Here is an 11,890-nt window from a genome sequence, read left to right on the forward strand (position 1 = left end):
TTTCGTGCTACCGCCCTGCAGGCACCAGCATCGGCGAATGCAAGTCGTAGTACGCCACGTCCCCCATCAACCGCCCCTCTTCCTCGAACAACGACCTCAGGTCGTCCGGGATCTCGACCTTCTCGTGCTCGCGGGCCTCCGATTCCGAGGTGAAGTACACCGCCTCGACATACCCGCCGTCGCCGTACGTGCACAACGTTCCACCGAGGATCTCCGGGCGCAGCTGATGAACCTGGGGTTCGGCCTGTTCCAGCAGCTCCCGCATCCGACTCGCGTCGGCGGTGTGCCCCTCCATGACCTGAACGAATGTCGCGTCGTCCGAGCCGCCACCCATCCACTCCATCACGTCCGGGCAGTCCATGAACGACACGGCTCCCTCGAAGCACCTCTCGGTTTCCGCCCACCACGCGCCCTGCTCCGGACGCTCGCTGTTACGCCGGGCGGCTTCGGCCGATTCGAACCGCGCGAGTGCGATGAACGTTCCGTCGTCGCACAATCCCTGGGTGCAGCCCAGGAAGCCGGTCGCTCCCGGGCGCACGTCCTCCGTCCAGCGGTCCATGCACCGGCGTAGGCCGGCCTCGTCGGACACCTTTCCTTGAATAACCTGGATGAACATCGATAGTCACCTCCCGCGGGACGGTCGCCCCGCAGTGAGAACGATCTCGGTGACCGACCCGTCGCGGTCCACCGTCAGCGGGCACCGACGGCCCGCGGCCGCAGCCACTGCACACTTGATCCTTCGCCGGTTCGCTGGACCGCGCAATGCAGACAGCGTGCGCTATTTTCCCTGCCATTGCGGAGTGCGCTTCTCGACGAACGCCTGCATGCCCTCCTGGGCGTCGCACGTGATCGCGTTGGTGGCCATCGTCTCCGCCATCGCCGCGTAGGCCTCGTCCTGAGGGAGCTCGATCTGCCGGTAGAACGCCTGCTTGCCGATCTTCACCGTGAGCGGGCTGGCCTTCGTGATCTTCGCGGCGAGAGCCCGGGTCTGCGCATCGAGCTCCTCGGGTGCGACGACCAGGTTCACCAGCCCCCAGTCCGCGGCCGTCTCCGCCCCGATCGTCTCCCCGGTGAGCAGCATCTGCAGGGCGCGCTTACGCCCGATCGCGCGGCTGAGGGCCACCATCGGGGTGGAGCAGAACAGTCCGATCTTCACCCCCGGCGTCCCGAACACGGCGTTCGACGACGCGACGACGAGGTCGCAGGACGCCGCGAGCTGACAGCCCGCCGCGACGGCCGCACCCTGGACGGACGCGATGACCGGTTGGGGAATGTCCTGCACGGTCTGCATCATCTCCACACAGGTGTCGAAGATGGCCTGCTCGTCCTCGAGTGTGCGGCCGATCATCTCCTTCAGGTCGTGGCCCGCGGAGAACACCGGTCCTGCAGCCCTGATGACGACGACGCGGGTGGTGTCGTCGTCGCCCAGCTTCCGCAGCGCCGCGGTGACGTCCCGCATGGCCTCGGACGACAGCGGATTGCGCTGCTCGGGGCGGTTCAGGGTGAGGAACGCGACGCCGGTGTCCGGCTCGGCAGTGGTCTCGACGAAGTTCTCAGTCATGACTACTGCCTACCACCCGGGCCCGCACCTCACCGAAGCCGATGCGGGTGCCGTTCGGGCCCGGTGCGGTGGCGGAGATGGCGATCTCGTCGCCGTCCTCGAGGAACGTGCGCTTCTCGTCCCCCACGACAACGGGTTCCTGTCCACCCCAGGTCAACTCGATGAACGCACCGCGCTGGTCCTTCTCGGGTCCGGAGATGGTGCCCGACGCGAACAGGTCGCCCGTGCTGGCGGCGGCGCCGTTGACCGTGGTGTGCGCGAGCATCTGCGCCGGCGACCAGTACATCTGCGCGTACGGCGGACGCGACACGACGTGTCCGTTCCACTCGACGGCCAGGTCGATGTCGAGGCCCCACTTCTCCTCGCCGCGCAGGTACGGCAACGGCTGCGGATCCTGCGCCGGGGTGTCGATGCGGGCCGCCTCGAGCGCGTCGAGGGGAACCACCCACGGCGAGATGGACGTCGCGAAGCTCTTCCCGAGGAACGGACCGAGCGGCACGTACTCCCAGGCCTGGATGTCGCGGGCGGACCAGTCGTTCACGACGACCGCACCGAACACGTGCTCCGCGAACTGATCCGGGGTGATGGTCTCCCCCAGCTTCGTCGGGACGCCGACGAGGAAGCCCATCTCGGCCTCGATGTCGAGGCGGCGGGACGGCCCGAAGTCGGGGGCGTCCTGGTCCGGGGTCTTGCGCTGCCCGCAGGGCCGGATCACGTCGGTGCCCGACACGATGACGGTGCTCGACCGACCGTGGTATCCGACCGGCAGGTGCTTCCAGTTGGGCATCAGCGGCTCGGAGTCGGGGCGGAACAGTCGTCCGAGGTTGGCGGCGTGATTCTCGGAGGCGTAGAAGTCGACGTAGTCGGCGACGGCCACCGGCAAATGCATCGTGACGTCGTCGACCGCGAACACCGCGGTGTCGGCGACATCGCCCTGCACGAGTTCGGTGATCTGCCTGCGGACCTCGGTCCAGCGGGCCCGGCCCTGCGCCATGAAGGCGTTGAGGGTGGGCTGCGCGAAAACGTCGTCACCCAGTGCGGCGGCGAGATCCACGACGGAATCTCCCACCCGCACTCCGACCCGTGGGGCCGAGTCGGCCGTCGAGAACACGCCGTACGGCAGGTTCTCGATTCCGAAGAGGGAATCTGCGGGGATGTCGAGGACGGTCATGTGTGGGCTCCTTGATCTGCGGAGGCGAGGGCGGAAGACGGCACGAGGTGCAGTGCGATGAGATCTTCCAGGGGTTCGAGGATGCTGCACGTGCCGAAGGATCGGAAGGCGGTGCGAACGCCGTCGACGACGTCGACCGGGAGGTCGCGCAGTTCGCCGGCGAGCAGTGCGCCGTCACGTTCGGCGAGGGTGGCGACGACCTGGTCGACGTCGGCGCCGCCGAGTGCGTGACGGGTAGCGAGCAGCACGTTGAGGAATCCGTGCTGTTCGAATCCCGTGTGCGGATCGGTGTTGCGGACGGCGTGGTGCAGCCCGGCCGTGGCCTTGAACGGGACTCCCGACGCGATGACGGCGTGCAGCGCAGCGGCGAGTTCGTCCTCGTCCGGGTAGGCCTCGGCGACAACGCCACCCGTGCGGAACTTCGCCGCGAACGGGCCACCGGTCAGTGCGGCGAGGAAGTCGGGTCGGCGCTCGCCGCGCGGAATCTCCACGAACACGTCCAGGCCGGCGGTCAGCGCCTCGACGGCGTCCATCGCGGCGAAGAACTCCGCGGCCGTCTGGTCTGCGGGCACCGCGATCTCGAGTGCCACCGCGGTGGCACCGTCGATCTGCGCGAGGCGGTCGAGTGCGGGTTCGAGCGTGGCCGGGCCGCCGGGCAGCGTCAGGCTCAGTTCGAGCGCACCGGGAGTCAATTCGCCCAGTCGGGCGACCGGAAAGACGAAGGGACCGACCAGATCCGCGTACGGCGCCGACCGGTGTCTGGCGTGCGCGGGCAGGGCGTCGGGCAGGGGCGCGTTTCCGGGTGGGAAGAGGGCGGCGTCGTCGCAGAGGCCGGCGAAGAGGGCGGAGATCACTGCGTCGGCCCCCGCCCTGCCCACGTCCACGCGTAGCCCGAGTCCTCGCACGCCACGGCGCCCTCGCCGAGTTCGAGCGGGCGGAACGTGTCGACCATGACGGCGAGCTCGTCGAAGAACTCCGCCCCGATGCTGCGTTCGTACGCACCCGGCTGCGGACCGTGCGCATGGCCGCCGGGGTGAATCGAGATCGAACCCTGGCCGATGCCGGACCCCTTGCGCGCCTCGTAGTCTCCGCCGACGTAGAACATGATCTCGTCGGAGTCGACGTTCGAGTGGTAGTACGGCACCGGAATCGACAGCGGGTGGTAGTCGACCTTGCGGGGCACGAAGTTGCAGATGACGAAGTTGTTGCCCTCGAACGCTTGATGGGCCGGCGGCGGCTGGTGCACTCGCCCGGTGATGGGTTCGTAGTCGGAGATGTTGAACGTGTAGGGGTAGAGGCACCCGTCCCAGCCCACGACGTCGAAGGGGTGGTGCGGGTACACCATTCGCGTGCCGACGATTCCGTGCGACGTCCGGTGCTTGACGAGCACCTCCACGTCGGTGCCCTCGACCTGCAGCGTGTCGGACGGCCCGTGCAGGTCGCGCTCGCAGTAGGGTGCGTTCTCGAGCAGCTGACCGAACCGGGACAGGTAGCGCTTCGGCGGGACGATGTGACTGTTGGCCTCCATCGCATAGGCGCGCAACGGTTCCGGTCCCTGCGGGATCCAACGGTGGGTGGTCGACATCGGAATGAGGACGTAGTCGCCCTGTTTCGCCTCGAGCGCGCCGAACACGGTTTCGACGGTGGCGGCACCGGATTCGACGTAGACCATCTCGTCGCCGATCGCGTTGCGGTACAGCGGCGACTCCTTGGCGGCGACCACGTAGGAGATGCGGACGTCCGCGTTGCCGAGAATCAGCCGGCGTCCGGTGACCACGTCGGTGTCGGCCCAGACCGTGTCCGGGAACAGGTCGTGCAACTTCAGGTGGCGCGGCTTGAGCGGATGATTGGGAGTCGTGCTCTGGTCGGGCAGCTCCCACACGGTGGCATCGACGATCGCCGACGGGATGTGGCGGTGGTAGAGCAGTGAGGAGTCGGAGGAGAAGCCCTCTTCTCCCATCAATTCCTCGAAGTAGAGCTGACCGTTGTCGTCACGGTGCTGGGTGTGCCGCTTGGGCGGGATGTTGCCCACGTGCCGATAGAACGCCATGACCGGCCTCCCTAGAAGTGCGTGTCCTTAGTAGTAAACACATTAACTAAATTACGGGCGTGATGGCAAGCACAGATTTCGAGGGAGGCACAGCAGGGTCAGTTACGCCCGCGGACGTCGAACTGGCTGCGGTTGGTGATCAGCTTGTCCAGCAGCATGACGAGAATGCGCTGCTCCGGCTCGGTGAGAACACTCGCCCAGGCATGTTCCCGCTCGTTCTGCTCACGGTAGATCTCACCGATCTCGCTCCGGCCCTTCTCGGTGAGCGACAACTGGACGGACCGGCCGTCCCGCTCGTCCGGGGTCCGCTCCATCAGACCACCACCGACCAGCGTCTTCGTCAGATTCGAGACGGCCGCCCTGCTCATGCCGGTGAGCTTGGCCGCCGTCTTCGACTCGACGGGTCCGGCCAGCCACGTCACGAACATCAGCCGGAACGCCGACCACGACAGGCCGCGCGGGCGGTGGATCGACGACTCCAGGTCGTACGTCACCACGTTCGACGCGCGGTTCAACGTCAGGAGGACTTGGGTGGCGAGTTCGTGCGTCGAGCCGTATTCCGTGCTCAGGCGCCGGTTCGCCAGTTCGATGAACGACCAGAAGTCGAGGCCGTCCGGTACCTCGACGGGCACCGGCGCTGCGTCATCGGTCATGGGGGAACCCTATCGCGAGCCGGTGGCGGGCCCAGCGCCCACCACTTCCGCTTTTAGTATATCTGTGAACTATATGCCTTCGGCCCGTGAGTACTTGTTAACGCCCGGGGGGCTGTTGCGGAATTGAGTGAGGGCGGTCCGGGTGCGGGTGTCTCGTGCCGCGGTGGGTGCCGGTGCGGGGTGGCCCCCGCCGGGTCAGGGGGTGGCCGGGAGCGGGGTGCCTCCGGTCAGGTGGGTGAGGATCTTGCCGAGGTTGTGCACGGTGGCGTGGAACGCCCATTCGCTGCGGGCGCGGTCGAGGCCGCGGCTGGTGAAGCGGCGGAATCCGAGGTTGTGTTTGGCGTGCCCGAACACGGTTTCGGCGATGGGTGAGCGTTTGCGGTAGGTGGCGATACCGGCCTCGGTGCGCAGCCGGTGGGTCATGGCCTGGATCGGATCCGCTTGCGGCGGTGGCGGTCCGGTGACCGGATCAGCGGTGGCGGCGGCCTCGAGGTGACGGGATTTGCCGGTGGCGATCAACCGGTCCGGGCCCGGCGCGGTGAGGTTCTCGCGGGAGCAGTAGCCGGCGTCGAAGAGCATCACCCCGATCAGCTCCTCCGGGCTCGTGCCGGTCGGTTCCTTCCCACGTCGGGTGGCGTCGATCAGGTGCGCGGCCGCCCCGGCCTTGTCGACCATCTCGGGGAAATAGTCGTAGTCCGCCGGGCCGGTCCCGACCCCGGTGGCCAGGATCAACCCGTCCTCGCTGGTGAAGGCCTGGCAGTTGTAGCCCTGCACCCAGCCGCCGCCGCGCAGCGGCTGCAACCGCGAGTCGGGGTCGGTGGTGTTGCGGCGCCGCTGCCCGGCGGCGGCGGCGCGCTCACCCTGTTTGCGGAGGGCGGTGTCGAGTTCGGTGCGCCGGCGCCGGACCAGGTGGTGCTCGTCGACCGGCTTCGGTGCGAACCGGGTGCCCCCGCCCCCGGCCGCGGTGCCACCCTGGAACCGCTCGATCACCGCCTGCTGGGCGGCGACCGCCTCGGCCAGACGCCGCTCGGCGGCGGCGACCTCGGCCCCGACCGGCACCCGGCCCATCACCGTCTGGCCCGCGTCGAGCCGGGCCAGATAGTCCTGTGCTTTCCCCTCCCGCTCGCACTGTTCGGCGTCCTTCTCCGCGTCGAGCTGGGCCAATGCCTCGGCGATCCGGGCCGAGCGGGTGCTGGGATCGGCCAACTCCGCCGGCACCTGTCCCGGGCCCGAATCGTCCTCGCCGTAGAGGTCGTCCTCGGCGTCATCGGTGGCGGCGTGCGCGGCCACCGCGGCGGCGGCGATCCGCGCGGCCTCGGCCTCGGCTGCCCGGCGCAGCCCGTCCTCGGTGCGGTTGGCGTCCTTCGATGCGTTCGAGGCGATCTTCACCCCGTCCAACGCGATCGTCTCGAGTCGGCCCAGACCCAACCGTGCGGCCAGGATCAGGACCTGCGTGAACAGGGCCTCGCAGGCGGTGTGGTTGTCCTTGCGGAACCGTGAGATCGTCACGTGATCGGGGGTGTCGCCGGCGCAGATCACCCGGTAGGACACCACCTCCGAGCAGGCCCGCTCGATCTGCCGCGACGACCGCACCCCCCCGCGACCACGCCCAGATCAGCAGGGTCACCAGCATGTCCGGGTCGTACCCGGCGCGCCCGGCACCCCCGGTGCGGCGAGAGCCGTGAAAGGCGCTGGTGTCGAGATGGGTGTCGACGATCTCGATCACCGTCCACACCGGATGCGTGGGCGGCACCCACTCCCGCATGTCCGGCGGCAACAAAAACTGCTGATCACGATTCACCGGTCGATACCCCTTGGCCACCAACACATTATCCAAGAAACATCAGGTCGGGGCGCCGCGGCACGCGGACACCCCGACCCGGAAATTTGAAACAGCCCCCCGGACGTTAATAAGTACTCACGGGCGCGTCAGCGCTCGTAGCCCTTCCGCATGTCGTCGACGATACGCGGGCGGTCGAGGGTGGAGGGCTCGAGTTCGCGGCGGGGACGGTCGCGCGGGAAGATCGCGGACGCGGCGAGGGTCGGCTCGTCGAGGAAGCGCAATTCGGGGACGTCGCGGGGCAGGCGCAGGGCCGGCGGTTCGGGTCCGCGCCGGGCGAGGACGTATCCCCAATCCCCGAAGCTCGGCACCAGCACGTGGTACGGCGTGACGGCCAGACCCGCGGACGCGACCGTCGACGTGGTGCGCCAGTACGCGTCCGGCGTCGAATAGGGGCTTCCCGACTGCACCACCATCAGTCCACCAGGGTTCAGGGCGGCGGCAGCGAGACCGTAGAACTCGGTGGAGTACAGGCGCCCGAGCGCCGGGGTGTCGGGGTCGGGGAGGTCCACGATGACGGCGTCGAAACCCGAATCGGGTGCGTCGCGTAGCCACCGGAATGCGTCGTCGAGAACGACGTGCACGCGCGTGTCCTGCAATGCTCCCTGATTCAGCCCGGACAGCCGGGTGTTCGCGAGTTCGATGACCGCCGGATCGAGTTCCACCTGCACGATCTCCTCGACCCCGGGCAGTCGCAGGACCTCTCGGGCGGCGAGGCCGTCGCCCCCGCCGAGGATCAGCACCCGTTTCGGGTCGTCCGCCATCGCGGGGTACACCAGCGATTCGGTGTACCGATGTTCGTCGATGCTGGAGAACTGGAGGTCGCCGTCGAGGAAGAGCCGCACGTCTCCCCCGCGCTCGGTGACGACGATCTCCTGGTATTGCGACCTTTCCGCGGCGACCACCGGATCGGTGTAGAGACGTTGCCGCGACGTGGTCTCGATGCCGTCGGCGCGCACCAGCAGCACCGCGATGCACGCGGCGGCGACCAGCAGCGCCACGACGGCGAACAGGCGGGTGCGCAGACTCAGCTGCCACCGCAGCAGGATCAGCGCCACCACCGCGGCGGCAACGAGATTGATGATGCCGGTGATGGCGGCGCCGCGGATCATTCCGGCGATCGGCAACAGGACGAACGGCCAGAGCAGGCCACCGACCAGGGCGCCTGCGTAGTCGGCTGCGTTGAGGTTTGCCAGCACCTTTCCGGTGCTCTCGGCGTCGGTGTCGTTGCGGCCCGACTGCAGCAGCGTCATCAGCAGGGGCACCTCGGCGCCCACCAGCACACCGATCAGTGCGGTGGCGAGCACCAGAACGATTGCGCTGGAACCGAAGAACGTGAACGTCACGTACAGCGTCACCGCGCTGAACCCGCCGACGAGTCCGAGGACGATCTCGACGACCACGAACGACGCGGCCGCGGTGGAGAGCAGCGGCTTGGCGGCGAGGGCACCCACTCCGAGTGCGGCCACGAAACCCGCGACGATCAGCGACGTCTGGGTGATCCCGCCGCCGGTCAGACTGACCGACAGTGTCAGCAGGGCCAGTTCGTAGATCAGCCCGCACGCCGCACAGGCGGCCACCGCGGCGAGCAGGAACGCCCTGGCCCGCCCGCCGAGCGCGCGGGTGGTGGAGGTATTCGGCTCTGCCGCGGTGGTCGTCATGGGATCAGGTGAGTGCGGCGGCGTTCACGAGGCCGATGGCGAAGAGGCTCGCACCGACCGCCCATGCGGCACCGCACATCTGCGGGTTCCCGACCAGGCCGACGAGTTGCCCCGGCAGCAGCAGGTTCATCAGGCGCAGCGCGATGACCTGCAGCAGCACACCGAAGAGGCCGTAGACTGCGGAGTCGGCGAGTCCCTGCGCGAATCCGTCGGAGCTGGTGAGGATCGCTGTGACCACGACGACGGCGAGGGCGAGATGGTTCGACGCCAGCAGGATTGCCGCGTTGGGGTTCTTGTCGATGTACACCTGGTGCCGGAGATTGCCGGGGGTGGCGAGGTCGAGTACCGCGAAGCCGACTCCGAGGACGGCGATGCCGATGACGAAGTACGCCAGGGTGCCGAGCATGCCGACGGCGAGCAGTCCGACGTCGACGCTGCCGATTTCCGTTGCTGCCGCCGTGTAGGTGGTGTTCACGCGCTTCTCCCCAGTCGAGTGTTCTCTGTCATTTCGCGCTCCCGGATCCGCCGCTGCCGCTGGCGCCGCCTGCCGGCGAGCCGGGGTTGAAACCGGGCCCCAGATAGGCGAATCCACCGCTTCGGTAGCGTCCGTCGATGTCTTCGACGCGGACGAGGCTGCCGCCCCCCGGCCCGGCGCTGACCGTCACGATGTCGTCGTCGTAGCGCAGGTATTCGCTGCCGCCGTCGGCCTTCCGCGCCGCCGGTTCTTCTTCGGCGACGATGTTCGAGACGGTCGTCCCCACGGGGTCGTTCGACGTGTACGTCTTCGCGTCGCCTGCGGTGTTCTGCAGGGCGTAGGTGTCGGCGATGTAGTCGCGGACGCCGCCGCCGCACGCGGTCGCGGCCAACACCAGGAGCAGTATCGGGGCGAGCCGCACGCGCGCACTGAACCGGCTCACGGCTGCCACCTGCTTCGAGTCTTCACGATCACCCCGCCCTTGTCGCCTGGGTACAGATGCCAGGTCTGCCAGACCCATCCGCCCGAATCTTTCGCCGCCGTGAGCGCGGTCAGCGCGGTGTGGTCGCCGGGGAACGCCCCGCAGATCCACCCGTCCACCTCGGTGGCCTGGCGCCGCAGCCAGTCCGCGGTCTGCTCGAGGTGGGTGCGGTCGACGGTGTCGGTGGTCGAGTGGAACCGGTACCCGCTCGCGCTGTCGGACACCGGCAGCGGCCTGCCGCCTGCCCGGACCGCGTCGCACGACACCTGTTCGGTGATCCGGCTGCCCGCCGCGGACGCCGTCACCGCGTGCGACGCCCCGAGAACCGCGAGTGTCACTCGGTCGTCACCGTGGGTGATGGTGAGTTCGGCGAGCGGGCACGGTGTTTCGGCGTTGACGACGAGACCGAGCGCCTCGGCCGTCACATCGCGCGACTCGATGTCGAGGACGTGCAGTGTCACTGCGGCGGACCGGAATGGATCACGGTGAGTTCACCGCGCGTGACGGCGCGGCCCGTGGAAACCTCCCACGACTGCGTCCGCGCCCAGCGCTCGAACGACAGCAGGCCGGTCTTGTCTGCCGTCGCATAGTCGGCGTAGTCGACGATGCCCTGGGGCGCCGTCCCGGTGGTGCCTTCCGCGGTGAACGACGCGGTGCCGCGCTCGATCTGCCGGTGCACCCTGTCGTCGAGGATCACGTCACCACCCGGTTCGAGGCCCGTGCCCTCGCGGCGCATCCACAGCGTCATGTCGAGGTTTCCCTCGTCGTTCTCGACGGTCAGCCATCGCTGACCGGTAGACCCGTCGAGGAGGTGTTCGTGCCAGATGTATCCCTCTTCGTCGAGGGTGATGGTGCCGCGCACGACGTGATCGATTCCGGCGTACGTGATGATGTCGCCGACTCCGATCTTGTACGGGTCGTAGACCTCCGGGTAGTCGGCGAGTGGATCGACCCGGGCAGCAGGAGTGGACTTCTTCCCGGCCCGATTCCGCAGGATCAGCACGATGCCCACGATCACGACGACGATCAGCAGCAGTAACAGCAGCGTGGTCAACAGTCTCTCCTGGTCAGCGGCTCCGGCACGGGAGACCGGCGCCCGGCCCCCACCGCTCAGTCACCTTACTGTGCGCCGCGCACCCACACACCTAGCGATTGCAGAGCCTGGTAGCAAAGGCTAGCCTAACCGAACGCGCGAGCGGTGGAGCGGAGCGCTGTCGTTCACCGAGATTCGCGCGGCATTCGCCCAGACGTCGACAAGACCGAGAGTGAGGAACCATATGGCCATCCCGCCCATTTCGACCTACACGATCCCGGAGATCCACGAGGTCCCCGAATCGAAGGTGTCCTGGCGCCTCGACCCCCGGCGTTCCGCACTGCTGGTCCACGACATGCAGAACTACTTCATCGACGCGTACGACGTGCGTGCGGAGCCGATGTCGACTGCGATGGCGAACATGGTCCGGATCCGCGAACTGTGCTCGGAAGCAGGAATTCCCGTGATCTACACGATGCAGCCGGGCGACCAGCACCCGTCGCGTCGCGGCATCCTCGCCGACTTCTGGGGCCCTGGACTGACGTCGGGTCGCGACACCGAGGTGGTCGAGCCGCTCGCTCCCCGCGAGGGCGACATCCAGGTGACCAAATGGCGGTATTCGGCGTTCCAGCGCACCGACCTCCGGCAGTTGCTCGGCCACCACGGCCGCGACCAGCTGATCGTCACGGGCGTCTACGCGCACATGGGCTGCATGCTGAGTGCCGCCGAGGCGTTCATGTCGGATGTGCAGCCGTTCCTGGTCTCCGACGCGACTGCGGATTTCAGCCGTGACGAACACCTCATGGCCCTCACCTACGCGGCGAAGCGCTGCGGTTCGGTGACCACCACGGACGCGCTGGTCTCGGCGCTGTCTCCACTCGAAGTCGGTTGAATCGATCCGAAGACCCCACTCCGGCGCAGCGCTTCGTCCCGAGGCGTGCGTCGGTGTGCGTCGGCAGTCGGAT

General features: G+C 68.1%; 12 protein-coding genes and 1 pseudogene. 1 reads left to right on the forward strand and 12 read right to left on the reverse strand.

Features of this window, described 5'->3' with window-relative positions; all coding sequences use genetic code 11:
- Nucleotides 1–7: 7 nt before the first annotated feature.
- From PSR88_RS11650 to PSR88_RS11705, 12 genes and pseudogenes are all read right to left on the reverse strand, one after another.
- Entirely contained in the window at nt 8–616 is a 609-nt protein-coding gene (locus PSR88_RS11650; RefSeq protein WP_009474975.1) for a hypothetical protein, read from the reverse strand.
- Nucleotides 617–778: 162 nt separating this feature from the next.
- Nucleotides 779–1,561, reverse strand: a complete 783-nt coding sequence (locus PSR88_RS11655) for an enoyl-CoA hydratase (RefSeq protein WP_011595083.1) — start codon at nt 1,559–1,561, stop codon at nt 779–781.
- Nucleotides 1,554–2,732 carry a fumarylacetoacetase gene (gene fahA / locus PSR88_RS11660; protein WP_016882652.1) on the reverse strand — a complete coding sequence of 393 codons (1,179 nt, stop codon included), beginning with the start codon at nt 2,730–2,732 and terminating at the stop codon, nt 1,554–1,556. The genes PSR88_RS11655 and fahA overlap by 8 nt, the downstream gene beginning before the upstream one ends.
- Complete coding sequence (locus PSR88_RS11665; RefSeq protein WP_029539252.1) at nt 2,729–3,586, reverse strand: hypothetical protein; 858 nt, start codon at nt 3,584–3,586, stop codon at nt 2,729–2,731. Before PSR88_RS11665 ends, fahA begins: the two co-directional genes overlap by 4 nt.
- On the reverse strand, nt 3,583–4,782 hold the full coding sequence (locus PSR88_RS11670; RefSeq protein WP_009474979.1) for a homogentisate 1,2-dioxygenase: 1,200 nt from the start codon (nt 4,780–4,782) through the stop codon (nt 3,583–3,585). The genes PSR88_RS11665 and PSR88_RS11670 overlap by 4 nt, the downstream gene beginning before the upstream one ends.
- 98 nt (nt 4,783–4,880) lie before the next feature.
- On the reverse strand, nt 4,881–5,435 hold the full coding sequence (locus PSR88_RS11675) for a MarR family winged helix-turn-helix transcriptional regulator (RefSeq protein WP_005261372.1): 555 nt from the start codon (nt 5,433–5,435) through the stop codon (nt 4,881–4,883).
- A gap of 195 nt (nt 5,436–5,630) precedes the next feature.
- Nucleotides 5,631–7,236, reverse strand: a pseudogene (locus PSR88_RS11680) (transposase).
- A 128-nt stretch (nt 7,237–7,364) separates the two neighbouring features.
- Nucleotides 7,365–8,936 carry a polyamine aminopropyltransferase gene (locus PSR88_RS11685; RefSeq protein ID WP_016882650.1) on the reverse strand — a complete coding sequence of 524 codons (1,572 nt, stop codon included), beginning with the start codon at nt 8,934–8,936 and terminating at the stop codon, nt 7,365–7,367.
- 4 nt (nt 8,937–8,940) lie between these two features.
- Complete coding sequence (locus PSR88_RS11690; protein ID WP_011595088.1) at nt 8,941–9,411, reverse strand: DUF350 domain-containing protein; 471 nt, start codon at nt 9,409–9,411, stop codon at nt 8,941–8,943.
- A gap of 28 nt (nt 9,412–9,439) precedes the next feature.
- A complete protein-coding gene (locus tag PSR88_RS11695) occupies nt 9,440–9,862 on the reverse strand; it encodes a DUF4247 domain-containing protein (RefSeq protein WP_016882649.1) in 423 nt (140 codons plus the stop codon).
- Nucleotides 9,850–10,353 (reverse strand): DUF2617 family protein, encoded by a 504-nt coding sequence (locus PSR88_RS11700; RefSeq protein ID WP_011595090.1) that lies wholly within the window; start codon nt 10,351–10,353, stop codon nt 9,850–9,852. The genes PSR88_RS11695 and PSR88_RS11700 overlap by 13 nt, the downstream gene beginning before the upstream one ends.
- Complete coding sequence (locus tag PSR88_RS11705; protein ID WP_011595091.1) at nt 10,350–10,946, reverse strand: DUF4178 domain-containing protein; 597 nt, start codon at nt 10,944–10,946, stop codon at nt 10,350–10,352. Before PSR88_RS11705 ends, PSR88_RS11700 begins: the two co-directional genes overlap by 4 nt.
- Before the next feature lie 223 nt (nt 10,947–11,169).
- Between PSR88_RS11705 and PSR88_RS11710 the strand changes: the two genes are divergently transcribed.
- Nucleotides 11,170–11,817 carry an isochorismatase family protein gene (locus PSR88_RS11710; RefSeq protein WP_009474986.1) on the forward strand — a complete coding sequence of 216 codons (648 nt, stop codon included), beginning with the start codon at nt 11,170–11,172 and terminating at the stop codon, nt 11,815–11,817.
- The last annotated feature ends 73 nt before the right edge of the window (nt 11,818–11,890 follow it).

Source organism: Rhodococcus sp. DK176, from assembly GCF_038447315.2.
GTDB lineage: Bacteria > Actinomycetota > Actinomycetes > Mycobacteriales > Mycobacteriaceae > Rhodococcus_F > Rhodococcus_F jostii_A.